Below are 17,607 nucleotides of genomic sequence, written 5' to 3'. Positions count from 1 at the left end.
GATTGCCTTGCGATTGTCTGATGTAAAAGGCGTATACGATGCCATGTTCAGCCTGGGGTCGAACTGTTATCCGGCTCAACGGCTGGAACGCTATGGCTTGCGGCCGTACAGTGGTGTCGTGGATTGGATGTACACCAATTGGACACCTGGCGTAAGCTTATTGCTTCGCAATCGATTTGCCAAGTTCATGCATCCAGATCATTTAGTGGTGGAGAGCATCGTATTTAATGGTCATAATTACTGCGTGTTAGATCGGGTTTATCGTGCTCAATCTGTCCATGATTTTTTGTACGCGGAACGTCGGAGAGGGATTGCGTTGAAATATCCGAAATTCATTGAGACCATACATCGGAGAATTCATCGGTTTCTAGATAAGGCAGAATATAGCAAGCGTATCTTCTACTTCCGGTTGAACGCATCTTATGACGAGGCGGCGGAACTGGAAGCTACCTTGGCATCTCTTGTGAAGCATCAATTCAGCTTGCTGGTTGTAAATCCTGGAGCCGAGCATCGGATCATCGACAAGGAGTGGCCGCTAGCGAATACATGCGGATTAGAGCTGCCCATTGGATGGGATGCTGCGTGCGATCAAGTATGGAATGAAGTATTTGCCGGCATTCACTATCAAGTGGGAATAAGGAATTAGGATATGCTGCACATAAAGTAAGCCCCGCTCCGAGGTTCGGAGGGGGCTTATTTCATATGCATTCACTGCTGCAATTGAGGCGACACGGCGTGAAATACCGTAAGCAGATTATGCATCACACGCGGCCAATTATAGTGCTGCACTGTTGTCATGGCATTCGTCGTGAGATACGCGGCGAATTGCGGATCGGTTAATATACGCAGGATCCCTTGTGCAACTCCAGCAACATCTCCTTTGTCTACAAGAATGCAATTCCATTCATTATGGCAGAATTCTTCATTTCCTTCCGCCTTCGTGGTCACGACAGGGGCGCCACAAGCCATAGCTTCCAATATCGGAAGCCCAAAGCCTTCGTGATAGGAGGTTTGGACAAATACTCCGCAGTTGGCATATAAGTAGGCAACATGGTGGTCATCAGGGTGAGAGAAATGACCATGAGGAATGCCATGCAGATGGGGAGGCTCCACGCCAAAGGTGACCATAGATGCTTGTGGCAGTCTGGAGCACACATCATTCGCGGCTTGAACCGTGATGTCGAATCCCTTCAAGTGCTGGCTGCGGCGACTGCAGGCAAGGATACGGAATGGGTCATAGTCATGAGTGCGATTCGGCTTATATAGGTCGAAATCAACAGCAATGGAAATGTTGCTTGCATGCTTCTGGAACCGCTCCAGCAATTGTCTGGTCGTCCAATCCGCTATCGTCAGCATATGCACGGGCACACGGTACGTATTACGTACTCGTTCCTGCATATCATTCCAGTTCGGGTAATAGCTCTCCTCAATATCCTGCACCAGATATACCGGAACGCCGTTGCCGCCGCGCTTGCGGTCGCAGCTATGCCATACGGCAGCAAGCGTCTTCCACCAAGTGGCGACCTTAATACAGTTCATTGGCGTCAGGGCACGCATCAAGGCTGGATAATTGCCGAAGCGCCGTACGGGCACCTTGAGCGGGAACCAATTAGGCTGCTTATCGAGTGCGAATAGTTGTACGTTGACCCCCATATCATGCAGGCGGTTGACCTGTTCGAATACGTTGCGGATGCCGCCAGACAATCCGGTCAGTTCAAGCACATATACGACTTCCAGAGGAGCTGTCATCGGATGATTTTCCCTCCCCATTTCATCCAGAATTTTTTTCGAGCTTCCATTTCTTTTTGTCTCCAATATGGATTCTTGTTCGCTTTTGTCGTACCGCGGGTATACCCTTCCGCATGGATGGCACTAGCCGTTCCGCAATACACGACACGGGAGCCGTGCACCTTGGCGCGATAACAGAGGTCAACATCCTCGAAGGCAATGAAGAATTCCTCGGACAATGGCCCAATCTGGTCGAGGAGCTGCTTGCGTATTAGCATTAATGCACCGGTTACGGCATTCATATCTTCTACGGCTAATGCAGGCTCATAATCAGCTGACTGTCGGCGGTAGCGGTGGTCAAAATGCCCCTTCGCTGTCGGGATAACACCGCCATGCTGTATGGTCATATCAGGATAGAGGAGTCTCGCTCCTACGATGCCGATTGCTGCATCACTGTTCATGGTTGCAACCATATGATGGAGCCACCCGGGCTCGTGGAAGAACACGTCATTGTTGACGAGCAGAATATATTGTCCCTTGGCATGCTGGATGCCAGCGTTGACAGTATGGCTGAATCCATGATTATGAGGCTTTGCAATGAATTGCACCTGGAGCGGAGCAGCCCATCGTGCCAGTTCTTCTTGAACCGCGGCAGGACTGCCATCATCGACAACGATGATCTCGTAGGGCAGCTCATGTACGGTATGGATGAAGCTGTGCACACAATGTTTAACCAGATCAGTGTGATGGATCGTAGGAACAATGACGCTGATCATAGCGTTGCCATCTCCCTTTTTAACGCGCGGCTATTTCCGTCAAGCGATGAAGCATGCGGGCTGCGCTTGCTTGCCATGTGAATTGCTCCTTTACTGTGTTTCGACCGAGGGCAGCCTTAGCGGCTGCTTCATCCCGGTTCATATATACATGCCTCATCAGCTGTCTTAGATGCATAGTGTCTGGAATTGCCCACAGCATTCTGGAATTCGTGGGGTGGGCGGGAGCGAACTTTTGGACGGAGATGAGGTATCCGTTCGCATCGTTGACGAAATCAAGATGAGCTGACCAACGCGTTGTAATGACAGGGAGACCGGAGGCCATTGCCTCCATTACGGTTAAGCTCCATCCTTCTCCACGTGTAGGAAGCACATAGCTGTCTGCACTGTTATAGAGCATAGCTAACTGCTGCTCGCTCCAACTGTGAATCGCTGAGATGAGAATGACAGATGAGCGAGACTTTCCGGCTGTCTTGAAGGCGATAGCGTCAATATAGGCTTGCTGTCTGCCGATTTCCTCTTCAGTGGTTGCACGCGTTTTGATAATGAGGCATACATCCTCGGACTCCGCGAACTCTTCAAGGAAGGCGGTAAGTAAGATATCAATGCCTTTGCGGTCATCGAAGGAACAGACGGATAAGAAGGTATAGCTTCGTTGGCCCGGAATAGGGAATGGGGGGTGACCGGGAGCAAACAAGTTCGAATCAATTCCGTAAGGCATGACGTGAATTTTGTGCAGCGGGACTCCAGACCGGTGGAAGGTATCTCGATTGAAGGTGGACGGTACCCATACTTCATCCATATTGCTGCATCTTCGAGACCACATGAACGGCAGTCGGCTGCATTCGTACATCGTCATTCCGATTGAGTAATGGCGAATGTCCTTCACAAATTGGATCGCAGGGTAATGCGTAAATACGATATGGGGCTCTGGCAATGGAGTGTGCGATATCGCCTGCAAGGCCGCCTCGATATCGGGGGTCATGGGAACCCTGACTGTTTCGGAATGAACTGGTGTATAGTGAAACTGCACCCCCAGCTTCATCAATTCAAGCACGACATGACGATTGGCCTTTGCATATCCTGTTGGTTCGTAGATGGTACCGATATTATGAAGAAACATCGAGTCGTATCCACCTTTCTATAAGAACGTGTCGTATCCGCGCTGCTTCAAGTGCTGCACCATCTTTTTTATATCCTGTGTTCGTTCTTTCGGACAGACGAGAACCACATCATCCGTGGCGACGATCACGATGTCTTCAATGCCTACCGTCGCGATTAATTGCTTTGTTGCACCGTAGATAATGCTTCTCTCCGTATCGATCCCCTCATGACGCCCATGAACAATATTCAGGAGCTCATCGGTCTGGTGTATGCGCTCAAGTGCATTCCAGTTGCCGAGATCGTCCCAGCCGTAATGGACAGGAATCATGTAGATGGATTCACATTTTTCGATAACGCCATAATCAATGGATTGCTTCTTGAGACTACTGTATGCGGCTGCGAGCTGTTGTTGACCGTTATGTGAATCGTTTAAGAGTGTCTTCATTTCAAACAAGGAACGATACAGGTCAGGCAGGTGCAGATGGATCAGATGCATGATGGTTGAAGCTTTCCAAATGAACGTCCCTGTATTCCAATAGTGGCAGCCATCAGCAAAAATATTGGTTGCAACAGACAGTTCTGGCTTCTCGATGAATTTCTCAACTGGGGTAAGAGGAGTGTATATATCGGTTGCTTCATTTCCGTTAGTAGGGGTAGGGCTGTTCTGTTGGATACGGATATATCCGTATCCCGTCTCAGGCCGTGTTGGCTTCACCCCCAAAGTAACGACACATCGTTCCTGATCTGCACGATAGACGGCGGTGCGCAGTGCCTCGTGAAAAGCATCAGGATCCGAAATATAATGATCGGAAGGTAAGGTAATCAGAATGGGATCTTCATCGTCTGCACTTAATTGAAGCGCGGAAAGACCGATGCATGCGGCGGTATCTCTCGCCATCGGCTCCACAATAATGTTCTGCAGCGGGAAGGCAGGAAGCTGCTTTCGGATAATAGGGATGTATTCTTCAAGGGATACGATATATATATGATCCAGCGGTAAATATTGAAGCATTCGCTGCACCGTGTCAGCAAGCATCGATTGTTGATGAAGAATCGGCAAAAATTGCTTCGGGTAATCTGCGCGGCTGAAAGGCCAGAAACGAGTTCCAGTTCCGCCAGCTAATATAACTGCCTTAACGGTCGTGATGTGAAACACCTCCTGGGAAACAGACAATGATGACAATCATGGGTTATTACTACATATGTACCTAACGTAAAAAAGGGCACGGCGATTGTCAGAGTGGATTTCTTGGACGGAATGCTATAGTCTTAACAATAGTTCGATATCACGAGAAATTTGTTGCGTGTGATCATGAGATTGTAAGAGACAACAAGAGGTGAGAGGTATGCACGATATTTCATTAGAGCAGTGTATGGCATTGCGGGACAAGGAGGCAACGCTTGTTGATGTGCGTTCGCCAGGAGAATTCGAGGAATTCCGAATACCGGGAAGCATCAATATTCCTTTGTTCACGAATGAAGAACGGGCGGAGATCGGAACGATATACAAGCAAGTAAGTGTAGAAGCGGCCAAGGAACGTGGGTTAGAGATCGCGTCAGCCAAGCTTCCATCATTATATAAGCAGTTCAAGGAGCTCCGAGGGACGACCATCATCTACTGCTGGCGGGGCGGCATGCGAAGCCGTACGATGGCAACTGTGATGTCTTTAATGGGATTGAAGCCATACCGATTGTCAGGGGGAATACGCACCTATCGACAATGGATACAAGAGTCGCTTGTGAACTATGACTGGCGAATACCGTGCATTGTCCTGTCCGGACATACGGGGACAGGGAAGACAGATATGCTTCGGCAGCTTCAAGCGGAAGGGTATCCCGTCCTTGATCTTGAGGAGATGGCGGGACATCGAGGCTCTGTATTTGGGCATATTGGACAAGTCCCGAACAATCAGAAGATGTTCGATGCGATGCTATTCGAGAAGCTGGAGGAGTTAAAGTCTGCGAGAGTTCCATGCCTCCTGTTGGAAGCGGAGAGTCGGCGAATTGGCAAGGTCGTACTGCCAGAATTCTTGATGAATGCGAAGAAGGCGGGAACAGTGCTTGATATCCAGCTGCCGATACAGGTACGGGTTAGAAATATTGTGAAGGAATATGAGCCCTCCAAGCACCCGACTGCGATCCGTGAAGCATTCGCCCGCATTCAGCGGCGCATGCATACCCCGCATGCGAACGCAATTGCAGAAGCACTTCGCCTGGAGAACTATGGAGAAGCGGTGTCGCTCATGCTGGAGCATTACTATGATTCCAGGTATGATCATGCTTCGATGGGCTATGAAGGCCAGATCTATTCCATTAAAGCTGAACATCTGGAAGACGCATTGAAGCAGATTAGGGCACATCTCGGAAGACCGGAGTAATAAAGGTAATAAAATGTGCGGGCATCACCTTCTAGGTAAAGGTGAAGCCCGTTGTACGTGATAGGGCAGTAATGAGATCCTGAGCTGCCTTATCAGGTGAAAAATGAGTGAGCGTATGGTGCATTGCAATTTGACCCTTGTTAGACGCTTCCGCATAATTGGTGACGACATGCCGCATCTGGCTGCGCAGGGCGTCTACAGATGCCTCAGCCCACAGCTGATCACGCTGGTACCCTTGATAATAAGGCTGAGGCCTTACGGGTACGAGGTGGTAGGGGATTAAGTAACTGTTATAATCATTCAAGAAATCAAGATGTCCACCCCAGCCGGTTACAATGATAGGCACTCCTCTCATAGCGGCTTCCAATACGGGATAGCCAACACCTTCTCCACGGCTCGGCAGCACAAATGCATGACTGCTTCGATATAAGGCATCCATCTCCATCTCGCTGCGCAGTTCTAAATCAATATAGACCTGAGCGGGATGATGTGTCAGCTGCAGTTCTCTCTTCCAATGCTCCATCATGTGATATACCTCTGCGGTACCTGCTGTTTTAATAATGAGACATACCGGATCAGCCGCCGTAAATTCACTCCAGAAGGCTTTGAGCAAGATGTCGATTCCTTTGCGATCAATCCAAGAACATACGGACAAAAATCGGAATGGCGGTAAATGATTCACGTACTGCGGTGTATGCTCAGGAGAAGGAGGATGATAGGGTTCGGAGAGACAGGGCCGAACGTAATGCAGCGGTACATTAACGCCGGATTGGCGAAAAACATTGATATTATGAATGCTGGGCAGCAGGATGCCGCTCATTTGATTTGCTTGTTTAATCCAATTATCTGGTATCTTTGACGTTTCCCAGTAGGTAAATCCGAATGAAGCCCGAAGCTTTCTCCGCCAGAGATCCGGAATATAGTGGTATACACTAACGCGCCGGCCGGCGTTGCGACGCTTTCTCAGCAAGTGCTCCAGTACAGAACGTTGATCTGGGGGAAGTCCTACTTGCGGCAGTCCTTGGTAGGTTTCAAGGCTTACATCTACGCCGGCAGCATGCAATGCGAGTACATATTCTCTGGTTGCCTTAGCATATCCAGTGGAATCGAATACTGTGCCATGCCATATAACTTGCGCCATTCTAAATTTCCCCTCCAATCTAGCTATCGTTATTGTACTCGGAAGTATGCTTCATGCGTCACGGCTATTCCCACGAATCTTACTGCGGAATACAGCATAATGATTAACTGATTGCTGCATGCAACGAGATGCTGCTTCCAAGGGAGTGTGGAATATGAGAATAATGATATGGTGCGCAAATTTAATATCGGCGGGCGGTGGAGCGAGATTATTATCCAATATGCTGCCTGCGATGGCTCGGCAGGTGGATATTGATCTCGTCCGATTAGTCATTGCACCTGACACGAAGTTCAAAGAGAGAATCGATACGGTCAGCTACCCGAATATCGACATTGTGTATTTTAACGGAAGCATTCAATCGCCAGAAGCGAGGGTGCTGTTAGCAGATTGCCATGTTGTGTATTTCTTCTGGCCGCATGGGCCTGCTTATGTGAAGGTAGATCTTCCGACGATATGCACCTTTCATGATGCAACTGTCTTTGACTTTGTACCGCCTTATGTGTCAGGCGCCGTTATTGAGCAGGCTTGGCGGGAAGCGAAGGAATGGCTCAGCAACATGACCTCAATTGTCGTATCCTCACGCCATGTACAGACTAGGCTGCTCCATCATTTCGGAGAGGTAGGCAACAGCGCCACCATTATTCCTCACGCCATACTGCCGGCAGATCCGACAAGTCATCTCGTCAGTGATAACGTGAGCCCTGATGTGGCCGTCCGTCTCCCGCCGCAATATGTGGTCTACCCAAGTAATATATCTCCGCACAAAAATCACTATAATCTGCTGTTGGGATATTCCAGGTGCACCGCAGATGGCAAAGTCCCCCTCGTACTGTTTGGACATCATACAGAATTGCTGCGAGTTGTCCCTCCACAATGGCCGGAACAAATGTATGTGCCTACGCTGATTTCTTTATTATCAAGGACAGGGCTTCGCTTGGATGCAGACATCTATCCAATGGGGTTCATTCATGACTCTAATGTGATTCCTCTAGTTCGCAACGCGCAAGCACTTATTATGCCGAGCATGTCGGAGGGGGGAGGAAGCTACCCCGTAGAAGAAGCGCTGCGTCTTGGCGTACCGGTGCTGTGCTCGGATATTCCTGTGATGAGAGAGCATATGGCAAGACATAGCGCGGAGATCATCTGGTTCGATCCAGAATCCCCTGATTCCATCGCACAAGCACTGGATTTATTTTTTGAACATTCTAGTCATTACAAATCGTCTGCCATGCAAGGCATGAATGATCCAACAGATACGTGGGATCATATTGCAAGCCAATATATCCATGTCTTCCGCGTTGCTTATATGAAATATTACGGCATGATTTAGAAGATGAAATGTAAGTTGAAATGCTTGTGCAATCAGGGGATTTAGACTGGGTTCGATATGACATGTTGGAGAAGGGCGTAGTATTCGTTCGCAACATCCGACCAGCTCCGCTGCATTGCTTCTTGAATCACTGCCTGTTGTCCTGGCACTAAGGTATGGCGATATACCCATAGAGCGCGAAGACTGGCTTCGATCTCGTCCACGGAGTAGGGATTGAAGGCCAGGAAGGCGCTCATATTGGGAATAATTTCGTTCGTCACCTCTAAATTGGCTGCAGCGACAGGCGTTCCTACCGTTAAAGATTCAAGAATAGGGAAAGGACAGCTGCCTTCAAACAAGGTAGGCACGATTGTGCCGATTGCATATTTGTAGAGAGAAGGCATGTCGGAGGTCGGAATTCTGCCGATGAACATGAGACTATTTAAAATTTCAGGATCTTGAACATGATGCAGCATGCGCATGACATCGGCTTCTTTTGGACTGCTGGACAATTGATCAGTGAAGACGAGTCGCAGACGCGAATGGTATCCGTCTATCGTTAATCGGAATTGAATAAATGCAGCAAGAAGCCGCTCGAAATTTTTGTGAAGGCGAAGTACGGTTGGAAATACGATATATTCATGATGAAGCTGATATTTCGCTCTAAAATGCTGCTGATCCATAAATGAAAAGGTTTGATACTCGTCACTAGGTGGAGCAAGTCGGATGACATGCGTTTTGTGTGCAGGCAGCCCAGCAATGCCGATTGCATGGTGAGTTCGTACATAATTCGAGTTCGATACAACCGCCGCGGCTTTATGCAAAATATAATAGCCATTTCGATCCACACGGTGACAAAATTCTGGGTAGGTAGAGAAATAAAGCTCTTTAAACTGATGATGAACGAGATCATGCAGACATAAAATATACGGCTTTTTTAAAAACATGGCCAAATCGAGCGAGATAATGGGGACGATCCATATCTCAGCGGGTACATTCGTATTGAAATGCTCTACATTATTGGAATGGTGGATATGAACTCTGCCTGGAAACATGAGTCTTAACGTTGAGAAAGACTGTTCTGCATCGGCGTAATTATAGCCAGTAGCAGCAATATGAATGTGCACATGTCGAAAGTTGGACAACATTCCTCGCGTAAGCCGGTAGAGGAAGCGGCCAATTCCTTCACCATCCATGGCAAGCGGGTGCGGATAAGCTAAGAAAATCCCGATATGCTGAACAGTTCGCGGGGATGCTGTCAGACTGGGAGAAGCGTTGGGATCCGATTTCAACGGTGGATGCGGATGTGCAAGCAATTGTTGAAATTCTGTGGTATTCAAAAATTGCCGAAGCATTAGTTTCTTGCTATGTTTGGCCATTAATCCCTTTAGATGACCTTGCAAGCCCAGTGAGTCTGGATTGCGGCATAACAGTTCATCATATAAGGAATGGATGAAGAAAAAAGGCTCCGCGGCGTAAAAACGCCGAATGAGACCAGCAGCGGAAGTAGCTTCAGTAGGAATAAAACTTGTAGGGGGCCTAAGGTAGTTCTGCTCTGCCTCCTCACTGCACATGACTTGCTCAATAATACTTAGTTTGGTCTGCCGAGAAGTCAACAGTCTCATATAGTGCTGACTCTCTACCGCTCCTGGTTCGCGGTTAAGGAACTGTCGAAACAGCTCGGTGATGAAATGTTGACCATCCTGCCTCCAGATTGCTTGTATGAAATGGATGAGTCGAAATTGCAGATCCAATAATGTCTCCTCCTAACAGCTCATTTGTTCGTCACAGTATATCTTGCAAGGATTGGCAGATATACTGAATATCCTGTTTGGTTAATTCGCCGTGGCTGGGAAGATTCATACCTTGCGATGCAATTCGGTTGGCGATCGGATATTCTTCATATAGCTGACCATCGCGATAGGGAGGAAGGATGTGCATCGGATAGAAGAATGGCCGGGTTTCAATTCCTTTGTCCTTCAGTTGCTGCATGACATGATCTCGCTGCTGCTCGGAACGGCCGTTCAACACAATACTGAACATCCAGAATACATTTTTGGCCCATATTCGTTGTACAGGCAGTGTCAGTCTGCTGTCATGCTGCAAGTAATCATAATAATGCATTGCTACCCGAATTCGCTCTCGAATATGCCACTCAACCTTCTCCAGTTGGGCGCATCCGATAGCGGCTTGAATATTCGTCATCCGATAGTTGTAACCGATGACCGGATGCCAATACTTTTTGTTCTTATCTATCCCTTGGCCTCGCAGCAATCTTATTTTCTCCGCAATGGCTTCGTTATCTGTGGTGACAACACCGCCTTCCCCAGTTGTAATGACTTTATTGCCGAATAGGCTGAATGTCGCTGTATGTCCCAGCGCTCCCGCCATTCTCCCTTTGTACTGCGCCCCAATCGCTTCAGCAGCATCTTCAATGACAAACAGATCATATTTGTGAGCAATCTCCATGATTGGATCCATGTCGGCGGGATGCCCATATAGATGTACCGCGATAATGCCCTTCGTACGGGAAGTGATTTTTTGCTCGATTGCTCGAATGTCCATGTTCCACGTATCGGCTTCAACGTCAACGAATACAGGTAGTGCGCCGCAATACGTCACCGCATTTGCTGTCGCAACGAACGTAAGTGTAGGTACGATGACTTCGTCGCCTGGCCCGACATCATGAGCAAGCAGGGCAAGATGCAGTGCAGTTGTTCCATTGCTGCAGGCGATTGCATGCTTCGATTGGCAGAAGACAGCGAATTGCTGCTCGAATTGATCCAGATATGGGCCGTTGGAAGAGATCCACGTCGTATTCAAACAATCCAGAACATATTTCGTTTCATTTCCATTCAAGACAGGGGTTGCTATAGGGTAGTATTTATTCATGTTATTTCCCTCCAACATTCATGTCTGCAATTAGCTCGATTTAAATGTGAATCTGCTTAATGACGCGAGCTGGAACCCCAACAGCAACACAGGATTCTGGAATATTGCGAATGGCAACAGAACCAGCCCCCAAAATAGACCATGCCCCAATGGTAACCCCGTCGATTACTTTGGAGCCTGTGCCGAGAAAGCTTCCTTCTTTTACATGTACATTCCCAGAGAGTGTGGTGCCAGGAGCAATATGACACGCTCGCTCTATTACGGATTCATGATCGATTGTGGCACCTGTGTTAATGACTGCGTAGTGATGGACTTGAGCTTCTGCATTTATGACTGCGTTGTGCATGATCGCAATTCCTGATCCTAACTGTGAAGAGGGGGCTACATAAGCGAACGGGCTGATGGCATTGATCAGGGTAAAGCCCAGCTTCTCTACTTGAACTGCTATTTTGTAACGCAGCTTGTTGTCTCCGATTGCTACAAAGGCATGGCGTATGTCATCCGCGAATAAAGTAGGCAAGATAGAGTCATCGCCTAATAGGGGAATCCCCATAATCTGCGGCTTCTCCGATTTGTCCGCACATCCAATGATCTCTATCGATGAATCATGCTGCAAAATATCGATAATCACTTTTGCATGTCCGCCTGCACCAATAATTACAGTCTTGTGCTTACTTGACACGAAGCATTTCCTCCTGACCACAGTATCTGTACTGATACATTATGATGATTGTGAGGGGGACGACTTAGGCATAACAAATGATTGCGTCTAAAATGGGTGAAATGCAGACGTTCGCGCCAAAAGAGAGGTCGAGGAGTCTGGCTGCTTTCGACAGAAGGCTGTCCCTGCAAAATAAAGAAAGCCAGGGTTTTATATCCCGGCTAATTCAAGAGTTGTTTAAGCTGGCTATATTAACATCTCCTATTCGATTCCAGCCAGATGAAGCACGTGTCGCAGCTTATTCGCATCCACATACATGTTATCGGCACCTCCAACTGGCTTTGCAGGGTACTCAATGTCGCAGATGATTTCATAATAGTCAAGCCCTGCATGATTGCTTATCTTCCAAAAGTAATCGTCCTTAACGGTATGCGGCGTCAGTTCAATAACCTTCGTTCCGGGATTGCAGAAGGCAAAGTTAATGTTCCCGCTCCCGAAGGGGGCGACGACTGCTTGAGCAGAAGAGTATATCGCGATCTTCTCAGCAGTTGTTAGCGGAGTAAGCACAATTTTGGTAAATCCTTTGGAATGCAACAGTTCCAGCACCTCGTCTTCATTGATCACATAGCGAGCGAAAGCATCCTGTCTAGTGACGTAAATTCGTTCATACCCGCTGATAGGCTGAACCGGATGGTTGTCTTTCAGTTGTCTCCGTATATATTCATATGCCCAGCGAGGACTTTTGCCTGTCATCCATGGTACTGCCGGGACAAGAAGTCTCTCAGCCATGATATGGAATTCATTTCGATCGACCTGAATAAGCCGTTCAAGCGGGATACCCAGCATGTCCAGCGATTCATATTGGAAGGGATGGGTCAGCTTGCCGATCACATATTTGTCAATAGGTATTCCGCTCTGCTGGAGTAAGTGAAATCGCGGCAAAATATCGAAAAACCAATGTCCGAATATGGCTTGTGTGAATACGAGATCCGGAATATTCCATCCCCATACAACGGTAGCAATCGTCCCGGGGTAATATTCTGGCGGAGGCAGAGCTTGAGAAGCGTACGGATAATAATATTCCACGTCAAGCAGCCGTTTCTGATCTGGTGTGACGACATAGCAGCTTCCAGTTATGAGGCGTCCACCCGGAATTGCGGCGACAAAAGCCTCATCATAGCTGCATATAGTAGACCAGCGGATAGGATCGATGCCTTTTGGAGGACGCAGTGCGAGTGATTCTTTCGGATAAATGACTTGGTAAAAGAGTTCAAATGGTAGATGCTGTTGTGCCGCATAGGTGGCAGCCCAGTCACTTGTTTTCTCGTAAAATTGTTCTGGGATGGTTAACATATTCTCTTCCCTCCCTATTATAGATAGAGTTGTGTTCAATCAAGCATTTCCCTTCAGATTCCATTGCTAGCTTACGATATTCTATTCTATGTAGAGAGAGTGGCTTTGAGATACGGCGTATAGGACGGGAAAATTTTTTTCAACGAGTAACATAGAGAGAGCAGCGGTTCTGATACTTTGATAGTTATAGTTTTTACCTATAAAAACAATAGCTTTTATATCTTAGCCAACCTCGTTCATTTGTGATACAACAGGAATAACATTACTTGAACGAGGAGTGGCAGACATGGCAGAAGTGAAGAAGATAGCGATTGTTGCTGGCGATGGTATCGGACCGGAAGTCGTAAGAGAAGCGGAGAAGGTATTGAAGCGTACGGAGGAACTTTTCGGATATTCGTTCGAGACGAGTCATGGACTGTTCGGGGGAGTCGCGATAGACGAGAAGGGAACGCCGCTGCCTGAGGAGACGCTGGCTCTATGCAAGGATGCAGATGCGGTTCTTTTAGGAGCGGTTGGAGGACCGAAGTGGGACAACAATCCGAAGGAGCTTCGTCCTGAGACAGGATTGCTTGGCATTCGCAAGGCGCTTGGTTTATTCTCTAATATTCGCCCTGCAGTCGTATTTGACTGTTTGAAGGATGCATCCACATTGAAGCCTGAAGTGCTTGAAGGTACGGATCTAATTGTCGTACGTGAACTGACAGGCGGGATTTACTTCGGAGAGAAGTTCCGCCGCGAGGGCGAACATGGACAGGAAGCCGTTGATACTTGTGTCTACAATGTACAGGAAGTCGAGCGCATTGTACGCCAAGCATTCGAGGTTGCTCAGAAGCGCCGCAAGAAGCTGTCTTCGGTAGATAAGGCGAACGTGCTTGAGACTTCGCGCTTGTGGAGAGAGACGGTGAACCGCGTTGCACCTGAATATCCAGATGTGGAGCTGGAGCATGTATTGGTGGATAACTGCGCGATGCAGCTGTTGCGTCGTCCGGCTAGCTTCGACGTTATCGTCACCGAGAATATGTTCGGTGATATCTTAAGTGATGAAGCAGCCATGCTCACCGGTTCTATCGGCATGCTATCCTCTGCTTCCTTAGGGGAAGGCAGCTTCGGTCTGTATGAGCCCGTACATGGTTCGGCGCCGGATATTGCAGGGCAAGGAATTGCGAATCCAATTGCGACCATTCTATCGGTTGCTCTCATGTTCCGATTGACATTCGGTTATGAAGATGCGGCACAATCCATTGAAGATGCAGTGAAGGAAGTGCTGGATAGCGGACATCGGACAGGCGATATCGCTACAGATAAGTCTAAGGCGATCGGAACGGAAGCAATGGGCGATCTGATTGTGGCAGCTATGACAAAATAATGGGATGATGATAAGGCCAACTCTTAGAAGGATGAGTTGGCCTTTGCTTTGTTGCCAGTCATTTTGGACAGACATTCCTGGGAATGATCAGCTCTATATGATGACAATAGCTCCAGTAAGCCGTTGATTGCATGCAGGTTGGTTTGGGGCGTGTCATTTTTGAATCGAACGGGTAGAATGATATAATAAATGACAATTCAGTTAGTACTTAGGAGGAATTTAGCTTGGCAGAACGTTTGGTAGGCAGACCTGCTCCAGAATTCAATATGGAAACTGCAAAAGGTGACGGACAAGGATTTGGAGCAGCATCTTTGTCGGATTACCGGGAGAAATGGCTCGTATTTTTCTTTTACCCGCTCGATTTCACATTTGTATGCCCGACCGAGATAACGGCATTGAGCGAAGCTGCGGAAGAGTTCAAAGCATTGAACACGGAAATCTTAGGGGTATCCGTTGATTCCATCCACAGCCACAAAGCATGGATCAATACACCAAGAGAGCTGAATGGTCTTGGCAAAATCAACTTCCCGCTCGCCTCCGATATTACGAAGAATGTTGCACGCGACTATGGTGTCTTAATAGAAGAGGATGGCATTGCACTGCGTGGCTTGTTCATTATTGACCCAGAGGGCGAACTGAAATATCAAGTCGTGAACCATAACAATGTAGGGCGCAGCGTAGAGGAGACGCTTCGTGTGTTGCAGGCGCTGCAGTCCGGCGGATTGTGCCCAATCAATTGGAAGCCGGGAGATAAGAACTTGAACGCCTAGACGGTCTGCCAATTGGTATATAGCAAGGCAAATGAAAGGAAAGCCCCGCAGAAATCTGCGGGGCTTATTCGTGTATGAAAGAGAGATATCGAATTCATCAGCTAGAGGGAATCGAAATTAGAGGTTATTCAAGCTCTAAGTTCAAGATAAACAGGCTGCCTCCAATTGCTTGTATTTCTCAATATACTTCAGAACGGTATGAATGTATGTTGCATGTGACCAAGTTAAGGGTGCAACGGACAATGGTGAGCCATCGAATGGATCCAACTGCTCAGGAAGCAATCCGCTTGCCAGACTGTGTGCTTCCACCCAGCGCAAGGTATCATGTGCGGCTTGCAGTTCCTTCAGGCTGGAGGCGGTATCGATGTCATGGGCTGCGAACCAGAGGGTACAGATGATCCACGGATTTCCGGGAGCAAGGCCCGGATCATTGCTGCGCTGGAAGTAGTAATCCCGCCAGTAGCGCGCAATCCCCCCAGTTTGGCTGCGAATGGACAGCTTACTCTTCAATACGCGAACGGTTGACAGTACCCGCTCATCGTCAGCAGGAAGTACACCGAACATATAAATGGCTAGAATGCTGCTCTCGGGCGTACAATCCTGAGCCCATTTCCCTTCTTTCCGGTACAGTCCGCGTACGAAGCATCCGGCTTCTTCATTCCATAGATGGGCAAGCATCGCTGTCTTGATTTCCTCTGCGGCGCTGCGGAAGCGGTCAGCTCGTTCCTCATCCCCGAACAGAGATGCAAAGTTGGAAGCAGCTACTAAGCCGCTGTAAACAGCTGAAGCGGTGAAGGTGAATATTCCATACCGCTCCTCCCATAGATCATAGCTGGGCAGGGGGAGCTTCAATTCGGGATCGCGGTAGTGAATCATGAACTTGGCAGCCTTGCGGATTAAGGATTGATAGAGTGATTGAGGGAGCTCGATGTCTCGGTGATGTTCGTAATATCTCCACAGTGCCCACAGCACAAGTCCGGTCTCGTCCTCTTGGATCGGCAGTTGCGATTTGCCGTCGCGCAGATAGGGATGCCAGCTGGAACCGACGGTGCCGTCAGGATTATACTTGTGCAGCAAGTATCCTTCCGCAGTCAGCGCATCCGCACAGAAGCGGAAGAAGGGGGCTGTCATCCCATGGTATCCCGCAGCGGACATCGCTTCCGCGACAAGTGCGCCATCCCGAGGCCACATATAGCTGTAATGATCCCGATTGAATTGCATAATGTCCGTATCATTCGCTGCAATGATTGCCCCGTTCACGTCTGTCTGCGTGCGAATGATAAGCAGGCTGAGCTTAAATAGGCGTATCAGCTCGGGCTCCAGATCGGCGAAATCAAGCTGGTGCTGATTCGACCAACGCTTCCAGTAGGTGCTGACACGCTGGATCAGTTGTGCAGGGCCGCTGTCTCTTACATATCGATCAAGTTGTTTCACCTCATCAAGCCGATTACCAACACTGAGCCAATAATAGCTCTCCCGGCTGTCTGAGCCGGGGACGATCGTGCGCAAGCAGATCGTGCTGTCAACAGAGCCTTGGGCGATAGGATTTCCCATAAGATGCCCATCCTCTGCGTCCTTCCACGTTCCCTCTGCCTGATGAAATCGCTTGATGCCTGTCGTGTATTGGTGTATGCCTGCTATTTCACCATGATGCTGGGTGATGCAGCCATTGAACATGAAGTAGCGATCTTTTTTGTAATGAAATAACGTGCCATTGTCAGGGTAATATCCTGCTGTATCGCCAACTTCCGTTTCATTGATGGACAGATCCTGATGGAAAAATAAGCGTACTTCACGTGGGTTTGGATTACCATTCGAGATGACAATCCGCTTCAAGTAGATCGAATCCCGCTGGTGAACGGCATCATTCATATGAAGCACAATACCAAGCCCTTCGTGTGTGGCGGTTACATCGGTAACAAGCGAATCTTCTTGATAAGCCAGGCGAATGTTCCACTCTGGATCGCCTAGCCAGCTGAATTGACCTTCCACCCATACCCCGAGACGGCTGGGATAGCCGGCTGTATGATTCAGTTGACCAACATACGGATAATAGACATCCCTTACATAGGCGTGCTCGTCAAGGTTCACGAGAAATTTGCCATTTCCAACGACTAGATGGCGCGGCACGT

The 17,607-nt window shown here is 48.4% G+C and carries 15 protein-coding genes; 5 read left to right on the top strand and 10 right to left on the bottom strand.

Translation table 11 applies throughout. The annotated features are described in order from the left end of the window. The first annotated feature begins 13 nt into the window (after positions 1-13). On the top strand, positions 14-646 hold the full coding sequence (locus M3661_RS09115; RefSeq protein ID WP_251483908.1) for a DUF1796 family putative cysteine peptidase: 633 nt from the start codon (positions 14-16) through the stop codon (positions 644-646). 62 nt (positions 647-708) lie between these two features. Here M3661_RS09115 and M3661_RS09110 read toward each other — a convergent pair whose 3' ends face one another. From M3661_RS09110 to M3661_RS09095, 4 genes are read right to left on the bottom strand one after another with little or no spacing between them, the layout of a single operon-like run. After that, the gene (locus M3661_RS09110) at positions 709-1,749 is read right to left on the bottom strand and encodes a glycosyltransferase family 4 protein (RefSeq protein WP_251483906.1); all 1,041 of its coding nucleotides are present in this window, start codon (positions 1,747-1,749) and stop codon (positions 709-711) included. Continuing rightward, the gene (locus tag M3661_RS09105) at positions 1,746-2,504 is read right to left on the bottom strand and encodes a glycosyltransferase family 2 protein (protein ID WP_251483894.1); all 759 of its coding nucleotides are present in this window, start codon (positions 2,502-2,504) and stop codon (positions 1,746-1,748) included. Before M3661_RS09105 ends, M3661_RS09110 begins: the two co-directional genes overlap by 4 nt. Before the next feature lie 19 nt (positions 2,505-2,523). After that, on the bottom strand, positions 2,524-3,624 hold the full coding sequence (locus M3661_RS09100) for a glycosyltransferase (protein ID WP_251483892.1): 1,101 nt from the start codon (positions 3,622-3,624) through the stop codon (positions 2,524-2,526). Positions 3,625-3,642: 18 nt separating this feature from the next. Continuing rightward, positions 3,643-4,779 (bottom strand): mannose-1-phosphate guanylyltransferase, encoded by a 1,137-nt coding sequence (locus tag M3661_RS09095; RefSeq protein ID WP_251483890.1) that lies wholly within the window; start codon positions 4,777-4,779, stop codon positions 3,643-3,645. A 172-nt stretch (positions 4,780-4,951) separates the two neighbouring features. Between M3661_RS09095 and mnmH the strand changes: the two genes are divergently transcribed. Further along, positions 4,952-5,983, top strand: a complete 1,032-nt coding sequence (mnmH, locus tag M3661_RS09090; protein ID WP_251483888.1) for a tRNA 2-selenouridine(34) synthase MnmH — start codon at positions 4,952-4,954, stop codon at positions 5,981-5,983. A gap of 31 nt (positions 5,984-6,014) precedes the next feature. On the opposite strand, the gene M3661_RS09085 is transcribed toward mnmH, so the two are convergent. Beyond that, a complete protein-coding gene (locus tag M3661_RS09085) occupies positions 6,015-7,124 on the bottom strand; it encodes a glycosyltransferase family 4 protein (RefSeq protein ID WP_251483884.1) in 1,110 nt (369 codons plus the stop codon). Between the two features lie 154 nt (positions 7,125-7,278). Here M3661_RS09085 and M3661_RS09080 point away from each other — a divergent pair, with 154 nt between their 5' ends. Then, complete coding sequence (locus M3661_RS09080; RefSeq protein ID WP_065290408.1) at positions 7,279-8,454, top strand: glycosyltransferase; 1,176 nt, start codon at positions 7,279-7,281, stop codon at positions 8,452-8,454. A gap of 41 nt (positions 8,455-8,495) precedes the next feature. On the opposite strand, the gene M3661_RS09075 is transcribed toward M3661_RS09080, so the two are convergent. From M3661_RS09075 to M3661_RS09060, 4 genes are all read right to left on the bottom strand, one after another. Next, on the bottom strand, positions 8,496-10,187 hold the full coding sequence (locus tag M3661_RS09075; protein ID WP_251483881.1) for a DUF4214 domain-containing protein: 1,692 nt from the start codon (positions 10,185-10,187) through the stop codon (positions 8,496-8,498). A gap of 31 nt (positions 10,188-10,218) precedes the next feature. Next, complete coding sequence (locus tag M3661_RS09070) at positions 10,219-11,325, bottom strand: DegT/DnrJ/EryC1/StrS family aminotransferase (RefSeq protein WP_251483878.1); 1,107 nt, start codon at positions 11,323-11,325, stop codon at positions 10,219-10,221. A gap of 40 nt (positions 11,326-11,365) precedes the next feature. Then, positions 11,366-12,007, bottom strand: coding sequence for an acetyltransferase (locus M3661_RS09065; RefSeq protein ID WP_251483874.1), 642 nt, complete (start codon positions 12,005-12,007; stop codon positions 11,366-11,368). Between the two features lie 240 nt (positions 12,008-12,247). After that, positions 12,248-13,339 carry a glycosyltransferase family 61 protein gene (locus tag M3661_RS09060; protein WP_251483872.1) on the bottom strand — a complete coding sequence of 364 codons (1,092 nt, stop codon included), beginning with the start codon at positions 13,337-13,339 and terminating at the stop codon, positions 12,248-12,250. A 286-nt stretch (positions 13,340-13,625) separates the two neighbouring features. Between M3661_RS09060 and leuB the strand changes: the two genes are divergently transcribed. Both leuB and M3661_RS09050 read left to right on the top strand, forming a co-directional pair. Beyond that, positions 13,626-14,705 carry a 3-isopropylmalate dehydrogenase gene (gene leuB / locus M3661_RS09055; protein ID WP_251483869.1) on the top strand — a complete coding sequence of 360 codons (1,080 nt, stop codon included), beginning with the start codon at positions 13,626-13,628 and terminating at the stop codon, positions 14,703-14,705. A 224-nt stretch (positions 14,706-14,929) separates the two neighbouring features. Continuing rightward, positions 14,930-15,475, top strand: coding sequence for a peroxiredoxin (locus tag M3661_RS09050; protein WP_021254513.1), 546 nt, complete (start codon positions 14,930-14,932; stop codon positions 15,473-15,475). Positions 15,476-15,616: 141 nt separating this feature from the next. Here the strand turns inward: M3661_RS09050 and M3661_RS09045 are convergent, their stop codons facing one another. Continuing rightward, positions 15,617-17,605 (bottom strand): glycoside hydrolase family 15 protein, encoded by a 1,989-nt coding sequence (locus tag M3661_RS09045; protein WP_251483867.1) that lies wholly within the window; start codon positions 17,603-17,605, stop codon positions 15,617-15,619. Between the last annotated feature and the right edge of the window lie 2 nt (positions 17,606-17,607).

The sequence above is a fragment of the Paenibacillus sp. MER 180 genome (assembly GCF_023713665.1).
Taxonomy (GTDB): domain Bacteria; phylum Bacillota; class Bacilli; order Paenibacillales; family Paenibacillaceae; genus Paenibacillus_B; species Paenibacillus_B suaedae.
Note: the sequence above shows the minus strand (reverse complement) of the source record. Positions and strands in the feature narration are given on the sequence as shown.

Excerpts from the sequence above, each read along its gene's own strand:
- M3661_RS09110 (WP_251483906.1), bottom strand. The coding sequence starts at position 1,749 with ATGACAGCTCCTCTGGAAGTCGTATATGTGCTTGAACTGACCGGATTG.
- M3661_RS09070 (WP_251483878.1), bottom strand. The coding sequence starts at position 11,325 with ATGAATAAATACTACCCTATAGCAACCCCTGTCTTGAATGGAAATGAA.
- M3661_RS09100 (WP_251483892.1), bottom strand. The coding sequence starts at position 3,624 with ATGTTTCTTCATAATATCGGTACCATCTACGAACCAACAGGATATGCA.
- M3661_RS09105 (WP_251483894.1), bottom strand. The coding sequence starts at position 2,504 with ATGATCAGCGTCATTGTTCCTACGATCCATCACACTGATCTGGTTAAA.
- M3661_RS09085 (WP_251483884.1), bottom strand. The coding sequence starts at position 7,124 with ATGGCGCAAGTTATATGGCATGGCACAGTATTCGATTCCACTGGATAT.
- mnmH (WP_251483888.1), top strand. The coding sequence starts at position 4,952 with ATGCACGATATTTCATTAGAGCAGTGTATGGCATTGCGGGACAAGGAG.
- leuB (WP_251483869.1), top strand. The coding sequence starts at position 13,626 with ATGGCAGAAGTGAAGAAGATAGCGATTGTTGCTGGCGATGGTATCGGA.
- M3661_RS09060 (WP_251483872.1), bottom strand. The coding sequence starts at position 13,339 with ATGTTAACCATCCCAGAACAATTTTACGAGAAAACAAGTGACTGGGCT.
- M3661_RS09080 (WP_065290408.1), top strand. The coding sequence starts at position 7,279 with ATGAGAATAATGATATGGTGCGCAAATTTAATATCGGCGGGCGGTGGA.